Origin of the sequence: Sphingobium lignivorans (assembly GCF_014203955.1) — a bacterium.
In the GTDB taxonomy this organism is placed as follows: Bacteria; Pseudomonadota; Alphaproteobacteria; order Sphingomonadales; family Sphingomonadaceae; genus Sphingobium; species Sphingobium lignivorans.
The window spans coordinates 2,230,400-2,254,558 of the sequence record NZ_JACHKA010000001.1 but is presented as its reverse complement, the minus strand read 5'-3'; the positions used below and the strand labels follow the sequence as shown (position 1 = coordinate 2,254,558).

Annotated in this window: 22 protein-coding genes, 1 tRNA gene, 1 pseudogene and 1 other annotated feature; of the genes and pseudogenes, 13 read left to right on the top strand and 11 right to left on the bottom strand. The window is 63.7% G+C overall.

Annotated elements, in window-relative coordinates; genetic code table 11:
- Positions 1–122 precede the first annotated feature (122 nt).
- A protein-coding gene (locus HNP60_RS10435; RefSeq protein ID WP_184153378.1) for an IS3 family transposase occupies positions 123–1,351 on the top strand; the annotation gives its coding sequence in 2 pieces (ribosomal slippage) (positions 123–411 and positions 411–1,351; 1,230 coding nt in all).
- Positions 404–520 (top strand) — a sequence feature (AL1L pseudoknot). It overlaps the preceding gene by 117 nt.
- Positions 1,352–1,587: 236 nt before the next feature.
- Here HNP60_RS10435 and HNP60_RS10430 read toward each other — a convergent pair.
- The 6 genes from HNP60_RS10430 to HNP60_RS10405 form a co-directional block, all read right to left on the bottom strand.
- Entirely contained in the window at positions 1,588–2,526 is a 939-nt protein-coding gene (locus HNP60_RS10430) for a phytanoyl-CoA dioxygenase family protein (protein WP_184153375.1), read from the bottom strand.
- A complete protein-coding gene (locus HNP60_RS10425) occupies positions 2,526–3,401 on the bottom strand; it encodes a DUF5672 family protein (RefSeq protein ID WP_338056709.1) in 876 nt (291 codons plus the stop codon). Before HNP60_RS10425 ends, HNP60_RS10430 begins: the two co-directional genes overlap by 1 nt.
- Complete coding sequence (locus HNP60_RS10420) at positions 3,376–4,995, bottom strand: glycosyltransferase family 2 protein (protein WP_184153372.1); 1,620 nt, start codon at positions 4,993–4,995, stop codon at positions 3,376–3,378. Before HNP60_RS10420 ends, HNP60_RS10425 begins: the two co-directional genes overlap by 26 nt.
- Positions 4,996–5,262: 267 nt before the next feature.
- Positions 5,263–5,337 (bottom strand) — tRNA-Thr (locus HNP60_RS10415).
- Between the two features lie 185 nt (positions 5,338–5,522).
- Positions 5,523–6,392, bottom strand: a complete 870-nt coding sequence (locus HNP60_RS10410) for a hypothetical protein (protein ID WP_184153370.1) — start codon at positions 6,390–6,392, stop codon at positions 5,523–5,525.
- Positions 6,393–6,413: 21 nt separating this feature from the next.
- Complete coding sequence (locus tag HNP60_RS10405) at positions 6,414–7,790, bottom strand: serine hydrolase domain-containing protein (RefSeq protein WP_184153368.1); 1,377 nt, start codon at positions 7,788–7,790, stop codon at positions 6,414–6,416.
- 105 nt (positions 7,791–7,895) lie between these two features.
- Between HNP60_RS10405 and HNP60_RS10400 the strand changes: the two genes are divergently transcribed.
- On the top strand, positions 7,896–8,558 hold the full coding sequence (locus tag HNP60_RS10400) for a helix-turn-helix domain-containing protein (protein WP_184153366.1): 663 nt from the start codon (positions 7,896–7,898) through the stop codon (positions 8,556–8,558).
- Here HNP60_RS10400 and HNP60_RS10395 read toward each other — a convergent pair.
- From HNP60_RS10395 to HNP60_RS10385, 4 genes and pseudogenes are all read right to left on the bottom strand, one after another.
- Positions 8,510–8,905 (bottom strand): VOC family protein, encoded by a 396-nt coding sequence (locus HNP60_RS10395; RefSeq protein WP_184048279.1) that lies wholly within the window; start codon positions 8,903–8,905, stop codon positions 8,510–8,512. The two genes, HNP60_RS10400 and HNP60_RS10395, sit on opposite strands and share 49 nt — an antisense overlap.
- An 82-nt stretch (positions 8,906–8,987) precedes the next feature.
- Positions 8,988–9,389, bottom strand: coding sequence for an AMP-binding enzyme (locus HNP60_RS19960; RefSeq protein WP_260394839.1), 402 nt, complete (start codon positions 9,387–9,389; stop codon positions 8,988–8,990).
- Between the two features lie 94 nt (positions 9,390–9,483).
- Positions 9,484–10,524: pseudogene (locus tag HNP60_RS10390) on the bottom strand (class I adenylate-forming enzyme family protein); the annotation flags it as partial.
- A gap of 254 nt (positions 10,525–10,778) precedes the next feature.
- A complete protein-coding gene (locus HNP60_RS10385) occupies positions 10,779–11,579 on the bottom strand; it encodes a tyrosine-type recombinase/integrase (protein WP_184153364.1) in 801 nt (266 codons plus the stop codon).
- Between the two features lie 608 nt (positions 11,580–12,187).
- Between HNP60_RS10385 and HNP60_RS10380 the strand changes: the two genes are divergently transcribed.
- From HNP60_RS10380 to HNP60_RS10330, 11 genes are all read left to right on the top strand, one after another.
- Positions 12,188–12,991, top strand: coding sequence for a tyrosine-type recombinase/integrase (locus HNP60_RS10380; protein WP_184214963.1), 804 nt, complete (start codon positions 12,188–12,190; stop codon positions 12,989–12,991).
- A 66-nt stretch (positions 12,992–13,057) separates the two neighbouring features.
- Complete coding sequence (locus HNP60_RS10375) at positions 13,058–13,627, top strand: hypothetical protein (RefSeq protein WP_184153359.1); 570 nt, start codon at positions 13,058–13,060, stop codon at positions 13,625–13,627.
- Positions 13,566–14,369, top strand: a complete 804-nt coding sequence (locus HNP60_RS10370) for an EAL domain-containing protein (RefSeq protein WP_184153357.1) — start codon at positions 13,566–13,568, stop codon at positions 14,367–14,369. Before HNP60_RS10375 ends, HNP60_RS10370 begins: the two co-directional genes overlap by 62 nt.
- Positions 14,366–14,587: a hypothetical protein gene (locus HNP60_RS10365; RefSeq protein ID WP_184153355.1), complete on the top strand. Its 222-nt coding sequence runs from the start codon at positions 14,366–14,368 to the stop codon at positions 14,585–14,587. The genes HNP60_RS10370 and HNP60_RS10365 overlap by 4 nt, the downstream gene beginning before the upstream one ends.
- A gap of 153 nt (positions 14,588–14,740) precedes the next feature.
- On the top strand, positions 14,741–15,271 hold the full coding sequence (nusG, locus tag HNP60_RS10360) for a transcription termination/antitermination protein NusG (RefSeq protein WP_184153353.1): 531 nt from the start codon (positions 14,741–14,743) through the stop codon (positions 15,269–15,271).
- A 124-nt stretch (positions 15,272–15,395) separates the two neighbouring features.
- Entirely contained in the window at positions 15,396–16,664 is a 1,269-nt protein-coding gene (locus HNP60_RS10355; RefSeq protein ID WP_184153351.1) for a sugar transferase, read from the top strand.
- A 103-nt stretch (positions 16,665–16,767) separates the two neighbouring features.
- Positions 16,768–18,186, top strand: a complete 1,419-nt coding sequence (locus HNP60_RS20185; protein ID WP_184153349.1) for an O-antigen ligase family protein — start codon at positions 16,768–16,770, stop codon at positions 18,184–18,186.
- 21 nt (positions 18,187–18,207) lie between these two features.
- Positions 18,208–18,966, top strand: coding sequence for a polysaccharide biosynthesis/export family protein (locus HNP60_RS10345; RefSeq protein WP_260394838.1), 759 nt, complete (start codon positions 18,208–18,210; stop codon positions 18,964–18,966).
- Between the two features lie 63 nt (positions 18,967–19,029).
- A complete protein-coding gene (locus HNP60_RS10340) occupies positions 19,030–21,213 on the top strand; it encodes a GumC family protein (RefSeq protein ID WP_338056707.1) in 2,184 nt (727 codons plus the stop codon).
- Positions 21,210–22,439, top strand: coding sequence for a hypothetical protein (locus HNP60_RS10335; protein WP_184153344.1), 1,230 nt, complete (start codon positions 21,210–21,212; stop codon positions 22,437–22,439). The genes HNP60_RS10340 and HNP60_RS10335 overlap by 4 nt, the downstream gene beginning before the upstream one ends.
- 172 nt (positions 22,440–22,611) lie before the next feature.
- On the top strand, positions 22,612–22,917 hold the full coding sequence (locus HNP60_RS10330) for a hypothetical protein (RefSeq protein ID WP_184153341.1): 306 nt from the start codon (positions 22,612–22,614) through the stop codon (positions 22,915–22,917).
- 134 nt (positions 22,918–23,051) lie between these two features.
- On the opposite strand, the gene HNP60_RS10325 is transcribed toward HNP60_RS10330, so the two are convergent.
- Positions 23,052–24,053 (bottom strand): M48 family metalloprotease, encoded by a 1,002-nt coding sequence (locus tag HNP60_RS10325; protein ID WP_184153338.1) that lies wholly within the window; start codon positions 24,051–24,053, stop codon positions 23,052–23,054.
- Between the last annotated feature and the right edge of the window lie 106 nt (positions 24,054–24,159).

Genomic DNA, 24,159 nt, shown 5'->3' with positions numbered 1-24,159 from the left:
ATCATAGCGTTGAGGGCGGCGATACAGATTATCTCGCAGACTTTGCGTCTGCACCCCAGATGCGCCGAGTGAACCGCCCCGGGATTGCCGGAGGCCCGAACTCCTGAGAGGAAGGGTCTACGATGAGCAAGACGACGAACAAGTTTGCACCGGAGGTTCGTGAACGGGCGGTCCGCATGGTGCTGGATCACGAAGGCGACCATCCGTCCCGCTGGGCGGCGATCACATCCATTGCCGAGAAGATTGGCTGTTCGGGGCACACGCTGCTGGAGTGGGTGAAAAAGGCCGAGGTGAACAGCGGCAAGCGAGCCGGCGTGCCCACCGAGGTGGCTGACAAGCTCAAGGCGCTGGAGCGCGAGAACCGCGAGCTGCGCCAGGCCAACGAGATCCTGCGCAAGGCCTCCGCATATTTTGCCCAGGCGGAGCTCGACCGCCCGTTCAAGCGATGATCGCGTTTATCGACGAGCATCGCGGTGATTATGGGGTCGAGCCGATCTGCCGGGTTCTGCCGATCGCCCCATCCACCTACCATGAGCACCTGGCGCAGCGGCGCGATCCCTCGCGGCTATCTCCACGTGCTCAGCGTGATCAGATGTTGAAGCCGGAGGTGGTGCGCGTCTTCACCGAGAACTTCGGCGTCTACGACGTGCGGAAGGTGTGGCGACAGATGCGGCGCGAAGGCTTCGATATCGCCCGATGCACGGTGGAACGGCTGATGCGCGATCTTGGCTTGCAGGGCGTGATCCGCGGTAAGCCGGTGCGCACGACGATGAGCGACAAGGCCGCGCCTTGCCCGCTCGATCAGGTGAACCGGCAGTTCCATGCGCCGGCGCCGAACATGCTGTGGGTCTCGGACTTCACTTACGTCGCGACGTGGTCGGGGTTCGTCTACGTGGCCTTCGTGATCGACGTCTATGCCCGCTATGTCGTGGGCTGGCGGGTGAGCAGGACGGCGCACGCCAGCTTCGTGCTGGATGCCCTCGAGCAGGCGATCCATGATCGGCGTCCTGTCCATCGCGGTGGCCTGATCCACCACAGCGACCGCGGCAGCCAGTACGTCTCGATCAAGTATACCGAGCGCCTTGTCGAAGCCGGGATCGAGCCATCGGTGGGCAGCGTAGGGGACAGCTATGACAACGCTTTGGCCGAGACGATCAACGGCCTTTACAAGGCCGAGGTGATCCACCGGCGAGGTCCGTGGCGATCCTTTGAGGCAGTCGAATACGCCACGCTGGAATGGGTGGACTGGTTCAACAACCGCCGGCTTCTCGCGCCCATCGGCAATATACCACCGGCCGAAGCGGAGAAACGCTACTACGCCATGGTGGACGACACTCCCACGGCCGCATAATTTAAGCCGAATGGCCTCCCACAATCCCGGGGCGGTTCATTGTTACAGGCCAGAGGTAGAGTCTCGCTCCTACATCTGCGAAATCGGGACAATCGAGCCCAAGATTCACACTCGATCTAACTCGTCAAATGCCAGGACTAACGCCTAGCACTCTGTCCAAATTTACGGGCTCACCACAGAGCTCCGTCATTGCGTTGATGCTCCCCCTTCGATGAAAATACTGACCGCCACGTTCATCAAATTCGGATCCTCTTTATTAAGCGCCGCCGAAAGGATGCACGAGGCGTCACAGGAGTCCTTGGCAGTGCTTCCCCCAGGTAGCGGTTGAGCCGGGGTTGCCCGTCATCAATTCCCACGAGGTTACGCAACCGCAGTTGTCCCAATGCTTCATCGGAGAAGGCGGGGGTATAATAGATGCAGTCATCGAAATAATAATGAGTCACCTGTGACCATCTCGTCAGATGGGGGTTGGTCTGGAGAGTCCCCCCGTGCAGCAGGTTCGCGCACCAGATCAGGGCTTGCCCTTTTCGCGCGAGAAAAATGTCCTGCCGAGCATCGCACGCGTCCCGCATTGCGTCCCAGGCCGGCCCATAGGGATCTTGCGCAGACTGAAGGTCGCTACCGAAGCCTCGCCGCCCGATCATCGCGTTCGTCATGATCGGCCAGCGATGCGATCCGGGATAATAGAATAGCGGCCCAGCGTCGGCGCCAATATCCTCCATCGCCAGCCACACTCCACACATGAAACGTTCCGGGAGGCTCGAAAAATGGACTGAATCGGAATGGGCGTCCTGCTGCGTTCCCACTGGGAAGTTCAGCGTTTGAAAAGGAAAAACGCGACGGCCATAAAGTTTGCTCAGCAGGTCCATCACTGCGGCATTCGCCGCGATTGCGCGCACATCTTCGTCAAATGTCCAGGCATCCTGGATGCGGCGTTCGCCTACAGTCTTGTCGCTTTGCGGATCGTTGAAATCGATCCCGTATCGCGGCCCCAGGTTATGCTTGATCCGTTCAATTCGCGCGTGAAGGTCGGCATCCGGGAAGTCCAGCACGGCATAGCCATTTTCATGGAGGCCGGTCGCGATCCTTTCCTCTTCTGTCGTTAATCCCAGCGAATCCTTAAGCTTGGGAAACAAGGGCGATTCGACCAGCGGCACACCGGGAAGAGGATTCATCACAATTCATCAGGCCTTTCTGCCGGGCCGGCATGGGCGTCATCACGGCCACTTCCCCTTAGCCGATCTGCGACATGGTCCAAAATCATTCTGATCGCGCGCGGGAGGCCCCCGGCGCCGCGCCCCACTTCCCCCAGGATACGCGCAAAATCGTGCTTGATCGTGCCGCGATCATCGAGGCCCCGATACAGGGACCAGAAAGCCTCGACACCAATCGCGCGGGGCATGTGCCACACGCCATGATAACCGAAGCTGCTCCCGAGTTCTCCTGCCCGTTCAACCGCGAACAGATCGGCGAGCGCCCGCGGCGCGAAGCGCATCCCCTTGCCTTCAAGCCAGGTGCGATTCACTCGCCCGATGGCGATGTCTTCCGGGTGGGACTTCCTGAACTGCGGCTCCCTGCAGGCTTCCATCAGACGCTTGCTGCGCAGGGAAAAGCCTCCATTCCCGACGTCATGGCCATCGTCGAACTGGGGCCAGCTGGCTCCTATGTAATCATAAGCGAGAAATTCAGGACGCCATAAATGCGGGGCGATCACATGCCCGTCCCACTGAGTTACCAGGCAGTGGGAGGTTTCCACATGGTCCGCCAGGCCCGAAAGGAGGAAATCGGAATAAGCGGCTGACGATTCCAGTCGTGATATCGGAACAACCGTAATTTTCCGAGGATCGATCGAAACCGGTCTATTGGTGAACAGCTTGCAGGCCCCGAAGTCAATTTCGCCCAGGCTCCTCTCCAACGATTGAATAGTCGCCGCAATATTAACTGACGTGACCGCGCACAGGGTTACTTCCGGCAACGCAATTCGGCCAACGGACCTGGTTTCTGGTTCGACCAACATAATGTTTTTAAAGGTCCACGACAAAAAGCTCACTCGCGCGGCTGAGCTGCGGATGATGAAAGGGATCGACTGCCGTGTCAGTACCCCATCGCTGTTTGAGCGCGGCCAGTTCCCCGGCGAATCGCGCCGCGCCGACAGGGTCGCGGTCAAACCCGCGTGAAACCGATTCATGGTGGATCAGCGTCGCACGAGGCTCATAAAAAGAGTGCCAGCCCCGCTGATTGAGGCGCATGCAGAGGTCCACATCATTGAAGGCGACCGGGAAAAGCCGCTCGTCGAGCCCGCCCACAGCCAGAAATCGCTCTCGCTTCAGGACAAGGCACGCCGCAGTCACTGCCGAGGCGAACTGGGGCAGCGCGTGGCGATGGAAGTAACCCTCTTCCTCGGGACGCAGGAAGCGATGGGCATGTCCGGCTGCATTGCCCATGCCGATCACGACGCCTGCATGCTGTATCCGACCATCCGGATACAGCAGACGGGCTCCCACCGCCCCGACATCCTCGCGCATGGCCTGAACCGCCAGTGTCGCCAGCCAGCCCGGCTCGATCACTTCGATGTCATTGTTCAGCAGGCATAGAAGCTGGGTGCGCGCCTGCTCCACGGCACGATTATTGATCGCCGAATAATTGAACGCGCCGGGGTGGCGTATCACCCGGTGGCGCGCCGGATCGAGACTGGCGAGAAAAGACAGGGTTTCCGGATCGTCGCTGTCATTGTCCACGATGATCACGTCCACGTCCGGATAGTCCGTGCGCGCGATGCCTGCGATGCAGGTTTTCAGCAGATCCGCTCGGTTGCGCGTGGGAACAATGACGGTGACGGGCGGCAGGTCCCGTGACAGAACTGCAGGAGCCGGGGGCACATGCGGACGCGGACGCTTGTTCCTGTGATGCAGTATCTTGCGAACATGCAGCGGCGCCTCCTTTCCCATCGCCTGAAGCACCAGTTGGCGCATCCAGTCGTTCGCCCCTGCAATCGCTTCCAACTCGTCACGAGATGCACGCAGCACACACGTGCCCGAAAGATAGTCGAAATGGCAGAACAGCTCGCTGTTCCAGTCGGGCTTGAAATGCGGCGCAGAACGCCGGCCCTTTCGGGTCAGAAGATCGTCATCGGCATATACCAGCCGTGATTCCGTCCCGGCGATCGCGGCTCGGTAGGCGCTTGCGGCGCTTGCGGCGAGTTTATCACCAGCCGCAATCGGCATCAGCCAGGGCGCGACACTCCAGTCGATCTTCTGGATCGCCTCGGAAAGGGTAGGCGTATTCTCCGAGCCGATCACTAGAGCCGGCAAACCTTCGGAAGCCAGATTCCGTAAAGTTTCCTCCACAAGTGCCTGATCTGCTCCGCCTTCGACCAGCGCCAGTATGGAGGGTGCCGTTCCACGAAGATGATCGGGAGGGTTGGGTTTTTCTTTCCGGAGCACCCACGCATCGTAGGCTCTTCTTGAAGTGCCGAGCAACGGAGCCAACTGGCTGCGCGAACGTACTTTCTTGCGACAAAGACGCCACCATAGGGCCGTCAGGTAAGCAGGAGGATTGGAACGAAAAGCGTCCGCATGGATGGAGAGTTTCAGCCAGCGCCTCGCGATCCTTAACGGGTAGGGATATTCTGGGCTCGATCGCATTTAAGCCTGCAATAGCGAATGGCACGAAGGAAACAAACGGGGAAACGAGAGTTGGGCCGCCGCGATTGCCTTTTGATTGCGCGCATCTGGGAATCAGCCGAGCTCGATTTAAAAATTTGGCCTGCGACGGTTTGGAAGACACCGAGACAAGGCGTTTTCCTCGAACGGAGAGCATCAATGCAACGACGGAAGCTTGCGTGACTTCGTCAATCGTACCATCACACTGGGAGATCAAACATCTAAATGGTGGTGGTTGTAGTGGATTTCTGGTGCCGGATGAGGGATTCGAACCCCCGACCTTCGGTTTACAAAACCGCTGCACTACCACTGTGCTAATCCGGCAATTGGCCTTGCCCCGGGCTCTTCTCCCGGAGGAGAAAAGACAGCCGAACAGGGCCATGAAGCGCTGGTTCCGATTATCGAAACCGAAGGGGCTCTAAGGGGCAGCCGGGTTGGGGTCAATGTGAAAGACAGCCCGGGCCGGCCGATGGGGCGCGTTCCGACGGGGCGCCGAAGGCGGGAACGGCTCAGAGAACCCCGAACGTCCAGCCCTCGGTTCGCGCGACCTCCTGCGTCATGCCCGTCGGCGCCCATAGTGCCGGCTGCGCATGGACATGGCGCAGCCAGGCAGCGGTGAGCAGCGCGTCGGTTGCATGATCGGTATAGCGGCCGGGAAGCGGCAAATGAGGCGCGCTGGCGAAGCGGGCGAGGCGGATGTCCAGTTCGTCGGGATCCAGGATCTTGGTCTGGCCCTTGCGCTTGCCCGCGGCCAGCGCGGCGAGGCTGGTATAGATCTCAACGATGAGGCTGCCCGCGCCCGGATCGGGATCGAACGGCCAGACCGGCAGGTGCCCCTGCGCGCGATGGAGCAGGCGCATGCCGGTGAGGCTGGATTTCCCCACCTGGGCGGCGCCCACCAGATTGAGATTGCTGTATGGATTGAGGCCCTGAGCCTGCTGGGCAATCTCGGTGACACGCATCCTTCCGCGCCCCCCGCCGAACAGATCGCCTTCACGCCCGCCATGACGGCGGAAATGGCGGCAGGCATCGGGATGATCGACGAAACTGGCTGCCGAAAGATGGAGATCATCCGCGCAGATGCGGTCGACCAGCGCCCAGAGCGCACGGGCATCGGCCGGACTGTCCGCCCATTGCGGGAAGAAGGCACCCCGATCCATGAACGGCAGCGATGGCCCCAGGTCCAGCCCGACCAGCGTGCCGGGCGGCATCTCCCCGATCATCCAGTCGAGCACTTCCTGCCGCGACCAGACATGGCCCGGGCGGACCAGCACGGGTGCGTCCGTGCCGGCCGCGCACATTGCCACGGCGATGCCGCGCTGGCGTGGACCCACCGCGCCCGACCAGTCGATCGCGGCGAAATGCGTGAAGCGGCTCACCGGGCCTTCCGGTGTCGTCGCTTACCGGACGGCGGCGAGCACATCGGCGGTGAAACGGGCAACATCGAAAGGCGCGCCGGCAGGGTCCTCGCCCCGGCGAACGATCACGATGCGGCGGCTCGGCACGATCACGACATACTGCCCGCGATTTCCGAAGGCCGCATAAGTATCGGCCGGGACGCCGGGCGAGCTGTTGAGCAGCCAGAAGGTCGCGCCATAACCGAACGCCCCCTCGGGCTGCGGGCCGGCCGGCATCGTGACATAAGACACCCAGCCCTCCGGCAGCAGGCGCCGGCCGTTCCAGACGCCATCATCGAGATACAGGAGGCCGAAGCGCGCCAGATCGCGCGCGCTTGTCCACATCTGGCTGGTGGAGATGAAATTGCCTCGCCAGTCGGTCTCGGCGACGCTGTGGCGCATGCCGAGCGGCTCGAACAAGGCTGTCGCCGGAAAATCCCGGTAGCGCTCCTCGCCCAGCGTGGCGCGCAGGGCGCGCATGGCGAGCATGATGTCGTTGTTCGCATAACGGAAGCGCGTGCCCGGCGCCGCTTCGAGCGGCAGGCCGACCGTCTCTTCGGTCACGGCCGTTCCGCCGAAATAGACGGCGTCGGTCCGATTGCCGGCGGTGCCGCTGTAGAGGCCCGATGCCATGCGCAGGAGCTGGTCGAGCGTGATTGGGCGGCGTGGGTCCGGCGCCAGCCCATCCTGCCACTCGGGAATATCCGCCGGCTTGGCTACGTCCACCAGGCCCTGCGCCGCGGCGATGCCCACCAACGTCCCGGTAATGCTTTTGGCGACCGACCATGTGCGCTGCGCCGTCAATGGCCCGAAGCCTTCGGCATAGCGCTCCGCGATCATCTGATTGCCCTTGAGGACGATGACGCCGGTGGTGACGATGCCTGCCCCGTACGTATCGCTCTTGAACGCGGCTGTCACCGGCGCGAGCGGCGGCATTGCGACCCGGGGCAATGCGTCGCCAAGCGGCCATGGGCGAGGATCAGCGGGGGCGGGCCCCGGAGGCACCGCATGACGCTGTGCACCGGGGGAAGCTGGCGCGCCGATCGGCATGTTGGTGCAGCCCGTGCCGGCGCGCCAGACGGCGCGGCGGGCAGGCAGGGCATCGTCGAATGCGACGCTCACCGTGGCGCTCGCTCGATCGACTTCGGCCGTGAGCGTGGGGACGATGGCGGCATATTGCGGATAGATGCCGCGCAGTTCGACGGCCTCGATCTGTGCCTCGCTGCGCCCGCCATTGAAGATGGCGCTGCAGAGCATGGCTGCCTTGTAACCGGCCGCGATGGCGCGGTCATGGGGCGTCGGAGCGGGCTGCGACTGTGCGAGGGCAGGCGAGGCCAGAGCAGCGGCAAGGAGCGGAAGGCGCAGAGCGGATCGTGTCATGCGTCGGCATGTAGCCGGAATGGGGGCGGTCGGAAAGGCGATGGTCATGGGCTGAAGGGCGGGGCCCTGCTGGCCCTGATCCAGTCGCGCTGATAGGAAGGCGGCATGTCGAGCGGGGCCAACTACACTATATGGGTTCATCATGCCCTCGCGGCGGAAGAGGCCCCCGTGTTTCCGGACGGATGCCGGGATGTTCTCGTCGTGCACAGGCCGGACGAGAGCATCCACGTCGCCTTGACGGACTTCGATGTCGGGCCGCGCCGGGTGCGCTTGTCGGGCGGCATCGGGATAACCGGTTATCGGCTACGGCCGGGCGTGGTGCCGGGGCGGGAAGCGATGGCAGCGATCGCTGCCGATCCGCGCCAAGCGACGCAGATCCTCGCCCATGACTTCGCCGGCGCCGACGAAATGGCCGAGGCGGTGCAGGCTCTCGCCCAGCCGGGAGCAACCCTGCAGGCCGTATCGCGCGGACTTGGCGTGAGCATCCGCTCGATGCAGCGGCATTTCCGGCAATCAGGCCTGCCGCAGCCGGACTACTGGCGGCTCCTTGGCCGGGCGCGACGCGCCGTGGACATGATGTCGAGCGAAGCCTCGCTGGCCGCCATCGCCCATGAATGCGCGTTCGCCGATCAGGCGCACATGACGCGAGAATTCGTGCGATGGTTCGGATCGACGCCCGCGCGGCTGCGCAGCGAAGGCGATCACCTGCATCTTCTCCGTCAGCCGGGGCTCGGCAACTGGACGGGCGAGCAGATCTCCACGAGATAGCCGTCGGGATCACTCACATAGGATGTGGTCTGCCCCCATGGCTCGACTCTTGCCGCTTGCCGGAGCGCGGCGCCGGCCGCGAGAGCGCGTTCGAGAGCGGCAGGGACATCCTGCGTTTCGAAGGCGATCTCGAACACGGGCGCCGAGGGATCCGCTTTCCCGGGCGCCTTGCCCAGGGACGTCATCAGCGAAACCGACGAGAAGGCGAGCTTGGTGCCGCCCGTGGACATCTCGCCATAGTCGCCGCTCTCGTGCAGGAACAGCCGCTCGAGACCGAAAGCCCGCTCGTAGAAATCGATCGAGGCCGCGACATTCTCGACATAGAGAATCGTATATCTGAAAAGCATGTGAGCTCCTGTTCTGGTCGGCACAGCATAGCCCGGCGCGCCGCCGGTGCCTTGAAGGATCGCGACAGGAGAAGGCGGGGGATCAGTTGACGTTGCGTGCGGCGCTTCCCCAGAATTCCGCGCGCATGGCCTTCTTGTCCATCTTGCCGGCGGGCGTGCGCGCGAGGCTCTCGCGGAACAGCACCGTCTTGGGCGCCTTCACGCTGCCGAGCCGGGCCTTGCAATGCGCCCTGACCGCGTCCTCGGCCAGCGCAGTGCCCGGCAGCAGGACGACAAGCGCCGTGACGGCCTCGCCCCATTTCTCGTCCGGCACCCCGATGACGGCGGCTTCCGCAACCGAATCCAGTTCCATGATCGCTGCCTCGACCTCGGCCGGATAGACGTTGAAGCCGCCGGTCACGACCATGTCCTTCTTCCGGTCGACGATATAATAGAAGCCGTGCTCGTCGCGCCGGCCCGACATCGCCGGTGTGATGCCAGCCATGCGCAGACGCTTCGGCAGTCGCCTCCGGCATCTCGAAATAGCCGCCGCCGACAATGCCGCCGCGCGCCACGATTTCGCCCACCGCGCCGGGCGGAAGGATGTTGCCGTCATCGTCCATCAGTTCCACGCGGACGGAGTAGGAGGCGCGGCCGCAGCTCGCCAGGCGCTCGGGATGCTCGCCTCGCGCGGCGGCGGCCACGATCTCGGGCGGGAGCCAGGTGGCGATCATGTGGCACTCGGTCTGGCCGTAGCTCTGGCACATGCAGGGGCCGAAAATCTCCACCGCCTGCCGCAGCTTGTCCGGTGAGACAGGCGAGCCGGCGAGCAGGAAATAGCGCAGGCTCGAATAATCATAATCCCGAACCCGGGAATGAGCCATCATCGTATAGAGCGCGGTCGGCGGCAGGAACATGTGCGTGACGCGATCCCGCTCGATCGCCTGCATGACCGCTTCGGCATCGAAGGTGGGCAGGACGGAAATGGTCGCGCCCATGGCGACGGCGGCCATGGCCACCGGGCCGGCGGCATGGGTGAGGGGCGCCGTGGCGAGGCAGACGGGATCGTCCGCCGGCATCAGATTGCCGATGGTCTCCATGAGCGTGCCCCAGCTGCGGTTCATGACGCGGACGCCCTTTGCGGGGCCCGTGGTGCCCCCGGTGGCGATGATGGCAGTGAGTTCATCGCCATTGCCCGTCGGATCGCCGAGATCGGGCGCGTCGGTGCCGTCGTCCGGGGCGAGGAAATCGGCGAGGGATGGCACGTCGCCGTCCGGCCGGTCGAGGCAGATCAGCTTGCGGATGGTCGGCACCTGCGCCTGCGCCCGACGGGCATCCGCCGCAAGGCTCGAATGATAGAAGAGCCAGCCGGCCCGGACATAGGCCAGATAAGCGATGTTCGCATCGAGCGCATTGCGTGTGTTGACCGGGATCCAGACCGCGCCGGCGCGCCACAGGCCGAGCTGCGTCGTCAGGATCGATCCATGATTGGGCGACATGATCGCGACCGGCTCCTGATGGCCAAGACCAGCCTCATGCATGGCCCGGGCGAGGCGGTGAGTGAGGCGGTGCATCTCGCCGTAAGTGATGCGGCTGTCGCCATCGATCAGGATCGTTCTTTCCGGATCGAGCCGGACCATCTTGTCGAAATAATCGATGCTGCGCACATGCCTCTCCGCCGGTTCCGGCTCTTCTCGCCGATCCCGGCCCGCGGCGGCAAGGCGGCTTTTCGGCGCAGGCTGCGCAGTGAAATGTTGGGCGGTCGTCCGGCCGGGATGCCGGGCCTTCGTGGTGCGGGCGGCGGCAGGACATTTGCAGCCGCGCCTCGGGATGCCCGAATCATTCGATGAATCCGGCCTGGTCGGCACCCTTGGGCCGCGAGAAACCGGACATATTAGGACATATAGGCGTAGACCCGGCTAGCGAGATGGATGACCTTGTCGACGCAGACTTCGAAACCCGATTTTGACGATGCATGTCCGGCGTTCCCATGATCCTCAAGGGGCGCAGGGGTTTCATGCAGCCGAAGAGAACGGCCCATGACGGAGGGATCCATCCCCTCATGAGGAGGGCTTGCTGCGGGCAGGGACGGTGACCTGGAGGGACGGCGCGGCTTTTCCTGATCCAGCCAGACCCGGGAAGCGAGGTCCCGTTCCTCCGGGCCGACGGCGCCGGCATAGATTGCCGTGGTCTTCATGTCCGCATGGCCCAGCCAGCGCTGAACGATGTGCAGCGGAACGCCGGACTGGACAGCCCGGACGCCGAAGGCATGCCTCAGGCCTTTCGGCGTAGCCCAGGGGCCCTCGACCCCGGCCCGGTCCATGACCGTTTTCACTCGCCGATAGGCCGTCATGCGGGACCATGGCCACAAGCGGCTTTGCGGCTGGATCGCCTTGGTGTCGAACCATTTCGAAAGTTTCTGCAGGAATGCCGAAGGTAAGGGTACAGCCCGGAAGACCCCGGTGCGACGCTTTTTCAAACTTTCGATGATGACCAGCCCCGCTTCGAAATCAACGCTTCTCCTGGTGACCATCAACGCTTCCGACACACGACAACCTGTCGTGGCGATGAACCAGCAGAAGAAATATACGGAAACATCTTCATCTTTTGCTGCGGCTATAAATTTGCTCGTCTCCGCACGCGTGAGATATTTCCTCTTTCCTTCCACGTCATAGTTGGAAAGTGGTATCGGCATTCTTTCCTCACGTCCCCATCCGAGTCAAACATAATCGAATTCTCATTAATTAACTTATGATCAACATTGGTTAATTTATTAAAAAATATACCAGTAAGCTTATAAATGCGTTAAATAATATTAACGGTATCGCTTCGAATTGCTGAGTCTGTCGAATGAGATTTTTAATCGGCAGCGCCATAGCTTCCTATTTTAACAAAATATTAGTTATAGTTCATACAGCGACTTCGAGTTGCGCTTCCCGGAAAGCGTAATCGCCAGGGCGTCGATCAACTTTCGTCAAGGATCAAGGAAGCCGTAGCGTCAGCCGGGTTGCTTGGCGCGGGGAGTGATCGAGCAAAACGCTCTTCCTGGCGTGCCGGGTTAACCAACAATTGACTTGAGGCGTTCGGGGGGCGAGGGGGGGTCATATAAGAAATGCCTAGGCAATAAGTCCCTAGGCAATATCGGCGCGACTTGAAGACAAGAGCATCGCAAGAACAGCAGGGGTGCCTCGAAGGCTCCAACTCAAAAAAACGGGTAACGCTATGAAAAATAATGTAAAAAATAGTGACAAAATAGACAATTGTGTAACAGCCCCCCGGCGGCGCTTTTCCGCCCAAAGGTCGGTGAACGACCGTTCCCCGCGGGCCCAAAAGCAGAGGCGGTCCACGCACCCGCCCCTCTCGGCATTCGGGCGGGACGGACATCGCAAGTACCTCACGCGGGCGGAGACGCATCGCTTCCTGGCCTCCGCGCAGCGAAGGCCGTTACCCGTTCACTTGTTCTGCTGGTTCATCGCCGCGACCGGTTGCCGGATTTCGGAGGCGCTCAGCATCACGCCCAAGAGCCTGGACTTCGAAGCCAAGCTCGCGATCGTGGAGAGCCTCAAGAAGCGCCGCACGGGCATCTATCGCGCGATCCCCCTCCCGGCCAATCTGCTGGAGGCCCTATCTCAATGGATTGAAAAAGATGAATTTTCTTCGGACGATCGCTTGTGGCCATGGTCGCGGATGACCGCGTACCGCCGGATCAAGGAAGTGATGGAGGCGGCGAATATCATCGGGCTCTGGGCCACGCCGAAGGGGCTGCGCCACGGTTTCGGCGTGCGCGCGGTCCAGTCGAGCGTCCCGCTTCATCTGGTGCAGCGCTGGCTCGGCCATGCCGACATGAAGACGACCGCGATCTATGCGGCGGCGATGGGACCGGAAGAGCGGGAGATCGCGTCCCGAATCTGGCTGCACGAGGAGCAGGGTTCAGACATGCCGCCCGAGGAAGAAACGGAGGACGAATCGATGGAATGGAACGCGCCCGATGCCGCACTGCAGCAAGACGCCGAAAACGGGACGCCCGGATTTCCCTTCAGAAAAATCTCGGCTTTGCGGTGGGTTAAAAGACTAATGACACAGTTAACCACGATACCGGCTTGCTAGTTGTTACACAATTGTCTATTCCGTCTCAGCCCGAACGAGGGGTTCGTCCGGCAACGGAGGTGACCAATGACCGCAGTGCTCAATGCCGACCTGGTCGGCGCAGATTCCAGCACAAGGCAGCTCGCCACTCTGTCCCACGAGAATGGCGCGGTTGAGGTAACCATACGCATCGACAATTTCTCCCACATTGAGTCGGCGTTTGGGTGTGCAGGGATCAGGGCTGCTGCGGCCATGATCGACATGATCGTCGGCCAGTCGGGGCAGGGCATGCGCTTCCCACGTGCGCATCGCCCTGACCTGATTGCGATCTCGTTCGGGCAAAAATCCGTACATGAAGCCGCGAGGCGCCTGGAAGCGCTCATCGCTGATCTCTCTTCCAGTCCTGTCGAGGTTGGCGGGCGCTGCTTCCATCTCGCGGTTTCATGTCCGGTGTTCCCGGAGGCCAACAGCCTCGCTTCCTCGCCCGTTCTGCCGGCGGGAGAGCCCGCATGCGACGATGAGGCCTGGGCGGACGCCTACCGCCGCGACATGGCTGTCGCCGTGGAGGTGCTGGCCGCGATGGCGGACGGCCCGGGTGGACCTGAGCTGGCAGCCGGTCCTCTCGATGCAATCGCAGGGCGAAGTGCTTTATCATGAAGCGCTGGCGCGGCTCACTGCCGCGACGGGCGAAGCGCGTTCACCGGGCGATTTCATTCCCACGCTCGAGCGGCTGGGCCTCGTCCGGGCGTTCGATCGCCATGTCATGGGCCTTGCCCTTGACGAGATGGAGAATTTCCCCGGCGCCAGGCTCGGCATCAATATCTCGGCGCAGAGCGCGCGGATCGACGGCTGGTGGTCCTCGATGTTCGAGCGGCTGCGGGCTGCGCCCGATGTCGCCGGCCGGCTGGTGGTCGAGATCACCGAGACGGCGGCTCTTGCGGGTGAAGCGCACGCATTCGTTGCCCGCCTGCGCCGCCTGGGTTGCCGGGTCGCGCTCGATGATTTCGGCGTCGGCCATTCGTCGATCCGCAATGCGATGGCGCTCAGCCCGGACATCATCAAGATCGATGCCTTCTTCCTCCGGCGGGTCACCCTCAGCGCCCACGGAGAAGCGATGCTGGAACATATCCTCGGCCTTGCCGCGCATATGGCGCCCATCGTCATCGTCGAAGGCGTGGAGACGGAGGAGCAGAGCGAAATCGCCGAGCGCCTGCAGTCCCGCTATGCGACGCCCCTGAACGCATGCTGGCAGCAAGGCTATCATGTGGGGCTTCCATCCCTGTGGCGCCGCTGGCGGTACGAGGATGAGCCGGTCGTGGTGCCGCTGCACCAGCTTGGTCGGGGAACCGGCCGGTTCCGGCCCTGGTCGCCGAACTACCAGCCCGGAGGGCGCGCATGATGCCGCGGTTCTTCGCCCGGGCCCGCGCGGCGGCCTTGCCGCGCGACATGGAGGCGGCCCCCTATCTGTCCACGACGCTGGACCTGAGCGCGGTCATGCCCGCGCCCAGGATCATTGCCCGAGATCCGGCCGTGTTGATGGGCCTGATGATCGGGATCCCTACGAGCCTGTCCCTTTGGGTCGCCCTGGGACTGCTCTGCGCGGCTCTGCTGGAGTGAGCGCGGAGAGGTGAGAGCGTGTCCCGCGCCCACCTCTCCATCGAAGACAGCATCTAGCCGGCGTGCACAGACCGGCCCCGTCGCGAGCAACAAGAAGCTTAAGGAGCATGAGGCGTGCAACCTGATGTAAGGCCCGACTCTGGCGAAAGCGAAATGGCGGCATCGCGCGGGCAAAATGCCCTGCAATGGTATGTCGCCGAGACGCTGCCGCGACAGGAACATGTCGCGATCCAGAATCTGAAGCGCCAGCAGTTCAAGAGCTTCTGCCCCCGCTTCAGAAAAGTGAAGCGGCATGGCCGACGGGTCGAGACCGTCCTGGCTCCCCTGTTTCCGGGCTATGTTTTCGTCAGCTTCGATCGGGACCGGCATCCGTGGCGATCGATCTACGGCACGCGCGGGGTCAAGCGGCTGGCCGGCATCGACAGCGCCCGCCCCTGGCCGGTGCCGGAAGCCGCCATGCAGCAGATCCTCTCCCGATGCGAGGACGGGGTCGTCACGAGGATGGCCGACAGCTTCGAGCCGGGCCAGCAGGTCCGCCTCATCAATGGCCCCTTTGCGCAGAAGATCGCCTCCGTCGAGTCGCTCGATGACAAAGGTCGCGTCCTGATACTTCTAGAAATTCTGGGTCATAAGCGAGTTCTAAAAGTGAATGAGGGCTCAATCATGTCCTGTTCGGCAAAGTAAAAATACAAATCAGGAGAGAATGTCGGGGGACTTCCGGGGTTTATAGTTTCATTCGAAATTATATTGAAGTGGGGTATATATGCAATTCAAGCCAATAGTTCCGATGCCGACAACGGCCAGGCCATTGGACTACGATCGCTGGACGGGCATGGCCGGGCGGGTGCTTTGCTCGAACAGGTTCGTGCTGGGCGTGGCGATCCTCGCGGGGGTCGCGCTGCCGGCGTTCCTGCGGGCGCAGCTGGCACCGATGGGGGCGGTCGGGCCGACGGCATCCGGCTATGCGGACGTATCGGTGATCGCCTCTTCGACGGCTATTGTCGGAGCTCATCTCTCGGTGCGGCAGCTCGGCGTGCTGCCCCTCGTGGCGACACGGCATCTGCTGGTGCCGGTGTTCCTTGCGACCTTCGGCCTGATCTTCCTTGCACTGATGGCCGCGCGGATTCCGATGGACGACTATTTCTTCTGGATGTCCTGCGCCATCAGCCTCACCTGGTATGGCGGCGTGTTTGCGCTGCGGCACCGGCTGGTGCGTCCCACGATCGCGCTGCTCGGATCGGCCGTTCACCCCTTCGACAGTCACAGAGCGAATTTCGAATGGCAGCCGGTCGAACAGCCGGTCATTTCCCGCCCGGTGACGGCCATGGTGGTGGATCCGCATGAGGCGCGGGACGTCGAGAGCGCGCAGCTGATCGCGCAGCTCGTCCTTGCGGGCATCCCGGTCTATCACCGCAGCCATTTCGAGGAGTGCCTGACGGGACGCGTCCGCTTCACCAGCCATGCCGACAATAATTTCGGCGCCTTGCTGCCTTCGCTCACTTATCTGCGCGTCAAGCGGCTGCTGGATTTCGTCGTCGCCGTCGCCGCGCTTCCCCTCGTCATCCCGGTCATTCTCGTCGCGGGATTGATCGTGAAGCTGGACAGCCCGGGGCCGATGCTCTTCTGCCAGCCCCGCGTCGGCTATCGCGGCCGGCAATTCATCTGCTTCAAGCTGCGCACGATGCGCTGCGGACAGGATGGGCCGGCCTTCACGCTGCAGGAAGACCCGCGACTGACCCGGACCGGCCAGCTGCTGCGCAAATGGCGCATCGACGAGTTGCCGCAGATCATCAATGTGCTCAAGGGCGAGATGAGCTGGATCGGGCCCCGCCCGGAGGCCGTGTCCCTTGCCGAGCGCTATGGCCAGCATCTTCCTTATTACGACTATCGGCACGCCGTGCGGCCGGGAATCTCGGGCTGGGCGGCCGTCCATCAGGGCAATGTCGGCGACGTCGAGGCCGCGCGCGAGAAGCTGGAATATGACTTCTACTACATCAAGTATTTCTCCTTCTGGCTCGACTTTCTGATTTCCATCAAGACCATCGGGACGATCTTCAGTGGTTTCGGCTCGAGATAGGATCCTGGCCCAGCGCCCGGCGGGGGCGAGCGACCTTCCCGAAGGTCTTCGCTCCTCCCTTCGGGCGGACGGCGGCCGGGCCCGGACGCCCGGCAGACAGCAAGTGACGTTCATCATCCTTTCGCTCTGGCTGACTCTCATCTTCCTGTTCGGCGGCGGAGCCAGAGCCGACATCGCCAGCCTGTCCTTCCTGAGGCCGGTCTCGGTGCTGGTGCTCGCTTATGCAATCGCGGGGCTGAGCCCGGCCGTGCTGCGGGAACACCGGTTCCTCCTCGGCATGGGGCTTGCGGTGCTTCTCCTGCCATTGCTCCAGCTGGTCCCGCTGCCGCCGCAATTGTGGCAATTGCTGACCGGCCGGGAACTGTTTGTCGAGATCGGCAGGGAGGCGGGCCTTGGGAATCACTGGCTACCGCTGACCATGGCACCGGCGGCGACCTGGAATGCGCTGTGGGCGCTGGTTGCGCCGCTCGGGGTCCTCGTGCTCGGCATACAACTGGATGAAAGGCAGCGGGCCGCATTGCTGCCGCTTATCCTGGTGCTGGGCCTGACAAGTGCCGTGATCGGCATGCTGCAGATGCTGGGAGACCCGCGCAGCGCGCTCTATTTCTATGACATCACCAACAACGGCGCGCCTGTGGGGCTGTTCGCCAATCGCAATCATCAGGCCGTGTTCCTGGCCAGCCTCATTCCCGCCCTGTTCGTCTGGACCGCGGCGCAAGCGCCTCGCGCGCCGGTCGGGCGTGCCCGCATGCCCCGGCCTGTCGTCATGGCGGCGCTCGCGGCGGGTGTGACGTTCCTTCTTCTGCTGATCCTCGCGTCCGGTTCCCGGTCGGGCCTGTTCACGGCCCTGATCGCGCTGCTTGCCGTGCCCTTCCTCGTGCGCGACCGCTCCCGGGAGCCGGTATCGCAGCCCCGGCAAGGGTGGGCGAATGGCCCTGCTCTCAGGTCGTGGCTCATGCCGGTCTGCCTTGCCGGGCTCGTCGGCATCGCGATCCTGCTCGACAGGGCGCTCGCCTTCGACCGGCTGATGCGCTGGGAAAGCGCTGACGAGATGCGCGTGCGCATCCTGCCGGTCATGATGGACATGCTGGGGCTCTATCTGCCGTGGGGAACGGGGCTCGGGAGCTTCGAGGCCGTCTATCAGGTCCACGAGCCCTATCGGCTGCTCACCGCGTCCTACATGAACCACGCCCATAATGACTGGCTCGAACTGGCCCTCACCGGCGGGGTGCCGGCCATGCTGCTCCTGGCCATTGCCGCCGTAGCGCTGGTCCTGCGCCTGAAGAACAGCGTTTCGAGCAAGGCGATGAGCCGGCGATCCGCGTTGGAAGGGCTGGCGCTCGTCATCATCCTCATTCTCTTCGTCGCGTCGATCACGGACTATCCGTTGAGAACGCCGGCGATGAGTTGCCTGTTGAGCGTGGCATTTGTCTGGCTCTTTTCTGGCACGAACTCCCTCCCCGGAAGAGCTTCACGGCCATGGCCGGGCGGGGAGGCACGCATTCAAAGGTGGGATCATTAAATCATGTGGGAGATGCCCGGAATGACATTGGCAATCGACAGATATGGCGGCCTTGCCGGCCGGGTCGGACTTGCAGCGCTCTGCGCGGCGGCGCTTGCCGCCTGCTCCAGCGGGCCGCGGCAACTGGGCGGCGATCCGCAGCTCTCCGTGCTCTCCGGCACCGAGCTGCCCAGGCCGGACCGGCAGGACGTCAGCTCGAACCAGGTGCCTTATTATGTGGGACCGTTCGACAGCCTCACCATCGATGTCTTCGGCATCCAGGAACTCTCCAACAGAGCGGTGCAGGTGGATGCCAGCGGACGGATATCCTTCCCGCTGGCGGGAATCGTGGACGTCAGCGGACTGACTCCCGCGGAGGTGGAAGGCGAACTGGCCACCCGGCTGAGGCGCGCTCATGTCCGCGAACCCCAGGTGACCGTCAATCTCAAGGAAACCCTGAGCCAGGTCATCACCGTGGAAGGGGAAGTCAACAAGCCGGGGCTCTATCCGGTGGTCGGCCGTCTCACTCTCATGGGTGCGATCGCGAAGGCGGAAGGGACCGGGGAGTTCTCCCGGCTGGACGACGTGGTCGTTTTCCGGACGGTCCGCGGCCAGCGCTATGCGGCGCTCTACAATCTCGATGCGATCCGGCACGGCGCCTATCCGGACCCCCAGGTCTATGCGAGCGACATCGTCATGGTGGGGGAATCCAGGGCTCGCAGACTTTTCAAGGACCTGTTGGCGATCTCGCCGGCTTTGATCACCCCGACGGTCATCGCCATCGATCGTTTGACCCGATAAGCGCAGGATAGCAGAACCGCCATGACTTCCTTCCAGAAGCCAATCCGAGGTCCTTCTCAACCGGTGCTTTCGCTGGCAGCCGGCCCCGGACCAGAAGCGGACGAGGATCGCTCCTCCTTCGTTCCCGTCCTTCTCAATTACTGGCATACCGCCGTGCGGTGGCGCCTGGTGATCGCCGCGATCTTCGGCGCCTGCCTGCTGGCCGGCCTTGCCGTCACGCTGCTCATGGCGCCACTCTACACCGCGCGGACCGGCATCGAGATCAGCCGCGAGCAGAAGAATGTCACCAATGTCGAGGGCGTGGAATCCGAGCAGGCCGGGCGCGATCTTGAATTCTACGCGACGCAATATTCGCTTCTGAAGGCGGAATCCCTCGCGAAGAGAGTGGCCCGCCGGCTGAACCTTGCCAAGTCGGACGATTTCTTCCGCGCGCATGGCGTCAGCGCCGAGCAGCTGCAGAAAGTCGATCGCACGGGCCGGCAGAGCGGCGGCTCATCGCCACGCGAACGGCTGGTGATGGCGATCCTGCTCCAGCATGTCGATGTGCAGCCGGTCAGGAACTCCCGGCTGGTGGACATCAAATATACCAGTCGATCCCCCGAGATGTCCGCCCTGCTTGCGAACACCTGGGTCGAGGAATTCATCGGTTCGACGATGGACCGCCAGTTCTCCTCGACCTCGGACGCGCGCCGTTTCCTCGAGGGGCGTCTGGAGATGCTGAAGGCCAGGCTGGAACAGTCCGAGCGGGATGCGGTCGCCTATGCGTCCGGCAAGAACATCATTCCGCTGGACGAGGGCACGGATGGGGGCACCAGAACCCCGACCTCGCGCACGCTCGCATCGGCCAATCTCGAAGCCCTGAACGAAGCGCTGCAACGCGCGCAGGCCGACCGGATCGTCGCGCAGAGCCGCATCGCGGGCGGAAGCGCCGCAAACAGCGTCGAGGTGCTGACAAATCCCGCCATCACCCAGATGCGTGCCCGGCGCGCGGAGCTGGCGGCGCAGCATAGCCAGCTCATGGTCACGTTCGAGCCGGAATATCCGGCGGCAAGGGCCGTGCAGGAGCAGATCATCGCGCTCGATGCCGCGATCGCCCAGGAGACCGGGCGCGTCGCGAAAAGCCGGCAGCAGGATTATCAGGAAGCCGTGCGTCGCGAGCGGGACCTCGAGCAGAAGGTCGGCGCTCTCAAGGCCGTGCTCGATGGGCAGCGGCACGACGCGATCCAGTACAACATCTACCAGCGGGATGCCGACACCAACCGCCAGCTCTACGACGCGCTGCTCCAGCGCTACAAGGAAGTGGGGGTCGCCGGCGCGGTCGGCGTGAACAACATCTCCGTGGTCGATGAGGCCAGCGTTCCCACCCGGCCATCGGCACCCAACATGACCTTCAATCTGGCGCTGGCACTGCTGGCCGGGCTCAGCCTGTCGGTCGCTGCCGTGATCGGACTGGAGCAGATCGACGAGGGCATCCGCCGGCCGGAGGATGTCTCCGAGCTTCTTTCGGTGCCGCTGCTGGGAAGCGTGCCGCTGGTGAAGGAAGATCCCGTCGCCGAACTCAGCGATCCGCGCTCGCAGCTGTTCGAGTCCTACTTCAGTGTCCGCTCCACGCTTGCCTTCGCCACGACCCATGGCCTTCCAAGGACGGTGGCGCTCAGCAGCGCGCGGTCGGGGGAAGGCAAGTCGACGACAGCCTTCGCGCTGGCCGATCTCATCGGCCGCACCGGCAAGAATGTGCTGCTGGTGGACGCGGACCTGCGCATGCCCTCCCTGCACAGGATCCTGAACATGCCCAACGAGGTCGGTCTCTCGAACCTGCTGGCGGGCGACGACGACATTGCCGCGATAATACAGGATACGGGCAGGAAAGGCCTTTATCTGCTGACGAGCGGTCCGCTGCCGCCGAGCCCGCCGGAGCTGCTCAGCAGCACGCGGCTGGCCGAGCTGCTGCAGGTCTTCCTCAAGGATTTCGACCATGTCATCATCGACGCGCCGCCTGTCCTCGGCCTTGCGGATGCGCTCCTGATCGGGCGGACGGCCGAAGGCGTGGTGTTCGTCGTGGAGGCGGAAAAGACGCCGAGACGCGCGGTTCGGGCGGCGCTGCGCAGGCTGCGTGAGGCCGGCAATCAGATATTCGGCGCGACGGTCACCAAGGTCGCGGCGCACAGCGGCGCCTATGGCTATGCTTATGGCTATCGATACGGCTATGGCCGGAAAGATGCCCCGGCGTCAGGCGAGGACGGGTGAGGGCGCGCGGGCTGCCTCTGGAGCGTCGCACGGGCTGGCGGACGCCGGCCCTGCTTCTGCTGGCAGTGCTTGCCTGCCTGCTCGCCGGAAAGGCATGGCGGGACGCGTCTCTCGCTTACTGGCTGGCCACATCGCCCGGCTCGGCGCCGCGCGTGCTGCAGTCCGATCCCCGGATCGGCCTCGAATTGTCAGACCGCTATTTCTTCGAGCCCGGCGCACTGGACGTTGCGGCGACCGAGAAGATCGTCCGGGACGCACGGGCCGTCCTGCGGGACGGGGCCCTGAACGCGGTCGCGATGCGGCAGATCGGGCTCGCCGCCAATGCGACGGGCGACCCGAGCTTCGAGGGCAAGCTGCGGCTCGCCGAGCGCATATCCCGCCGCGACCGGGAAACGCAGCTGGCGCTGATGGCGCTCGCGACCTCGCGGGGAGACGATGTCGCGGCGCTCGGGCATCTCGACATCCTGCTGACCGTCAATCCCGGCATGGGGAGGGACGTGTTCCCGGCGCTGGCTTCGCCGCTGGATCAGCCCGCATTTCGCCGGCTGCTCCTGCGTTATTCCGCGCGGCCGTGGTTCGGGCATTTCCTGGCCACCGCCATTCAGCAATCGCAGGACAAGTCGGCGGTCGTCGCGCTCGTCCTGGAAAGCGGCATTCCCCTTGCGGGAGATCAGCGCGATCTTCTCCCGGCCCTGTTGCGCCCGCTGATCCGTTCCGGGGATTATGAACAGGCGAGGGCACTCGCAGTGGCAAGTGGCCGTCTCGATCGCCGGGTTCTGGAGAGCTTCGCGCTGACGCAGGCGACCACGGACCCGGATTTTGCACCGCTCACCTTCTCGCTTCACAGCAGCGAGATCGCGCAGGCGCGGCTGATCGAGGAAGGCAGGCTTGGCGTCGAGGTCGCGCCGGGGCGGCTTGTCACGCTTGTCGATCGCATCACCCAGCTGCCGCCGGGCGCTTATGCGATGCGGCAGACTCTGGACGTCGGGCTGATGGAGCAGAGTCCCCGTGTCGAGTGGGTGCTGCGTTGCGCGCCCGGCAATTCTCCGCCGGTCTGGCAACAGGCCGTGCCACCGGCGAAAGGCGCGAGCGGCGAGCCACTCGCCCTGACAATTCCGCCGGATTGTGGACTGCAATTCTGGCGGCTCGTCGTCTCGACGCCGGATGGCCAGAAGCCAGTCCGCTTCGAGATTTCGGCCCTGTCTCTAGAAAAGACGGGGTCATGAAGGTGGTCCTGTCAGCAAGGGCCGCCGCAGGAAGCGGGGACTGCCGCGAAAACGCGCAAGTCCTCGGGTCGCAAGGGACTGAAAGCCGAACAGGATGGGGTCATGAAGACCACTACCTGTCCATTAAGGAAGACGCATTAGCTATCGCGCAAACATATGGAGTGAACAGGCTATGTTGACGAAACTGACATCGGGGCTGCTGATGGGGGTGCTTGCCCTCTCAGTGACTGCCCCGGCCCATGCAGAAGCGGCGAATGCGAAGCTGCCGCTTCTGGCAATGGTCTCCGCGCAACCGGATGGGCAGGAGAATGTTCCGCCACCCGAAGCCGGTAATCCGCCTCCGGCTCCGGGCACCAATGTTCCGCCGCCGGCACGCCCGAGAGTTCAGAATATCAACGGCTTTCTGGCCGCTTCGGGCCTGGTGGGTCTTGCGGTCGGGGTCGGCGTGCTGAGCGACGACGAACCGGCCAGCCCCTGACGCCAAGCGCGGCCAGAGGACGGCAATGAGGGGTGCAGGGGCGCCGGCTGTCTCTACAGTACAGCCGGCGCATCGGCGCGTCTGCGCCTCGACGGCGTGGGGATCTTGCGGGGCGTGTGCGGCTCCCGCCCGGATCAGGGCGAGGGCGTGGTGCCCCGTGCAGTCGTCAGCAGGCGGGCCGGAGGGGCATCGGCCTGATGCAGTCTCACGATGGTCGCGTTGATCTGCTCCACCCGGCGCGTCGTACCCGGATGGGTGAAGGCGATGTTCCACCAGAGGCTTTTGGCGGCACGGCGCAGGATGCGCTCAGGAGCGCTCAGATCATAGCCTGCCCGGGCGAAGAGCTCCACGCCCAGCTCGTCCGCGGCCAGCTCGGACTTCTTGATCTTGCCGGCGCCCACGGCAAATTGCGCGAGCAGACGCGTGACGCCGCTGCTTTGTTCCGCGTGCTTCAGAATGTTGTGCGCCATCTCGTGCGCGACGACGAAAGCCAGTTCCTGATCGTCGGCGGCGAAGTCCATCATCCGGGTGGTGACAGCGACATAGCGGCCGTCCGACCAGGCATTGAGATCGGATCGCGCCTGAACAGCGAAGCGCCCGCCGCAGCCCGGCGCGCCTGCGAGGCGCACCGACGTCACGTCATCGCCACGGCGGACGGATAGCAGGGCAGGCCCCTGCCGCAACGCCGCGTCGAGATAGGCGATGAAGGCTTCGGTTCGATCGTAGGAGCCGGTTCGGCGGATCAGCTCGGGGGAGAAGGCGTCCAGATCGACGCCGTTCACGGCAGTGATTTCATCGCCGGTGCGCAGGCCTGCCTGTTCCGCGAGGCTCTCCGGCACCACGCCCCGGATGCCGAAGCCCTTGCCCAATCCATAGACCCGGCTGATGGCGGGGCGATCCTTCAGCTCATAGGCGCCGATATCGTGAAACAGGAGGCCGGTCAGCATCTGCTGGCCGTCGCAGCGACTGCCGTTGGCGATGGCGAGCCGATAGCCGATGGTCTCCAGCCGGAGATCCTGATCCCGGGCCACATCGGCCTGCGGCGCGGGGGAGGCGGAGAAAGCCGGGGCGGCCGCGAGGCCGATCAGCAGGCAAGCAGAGACGGATGCGCGCAGACATCCAAGAGAGACCGCCATTTTCTATTCCCACCTGAGCGACACGATGCGTCAGTGGTGGGGCGGAATGATTGATATTTGCTTAGGCGACGTGGACAAATTTCCGGACGTTGAGGGAGCCAGAAGC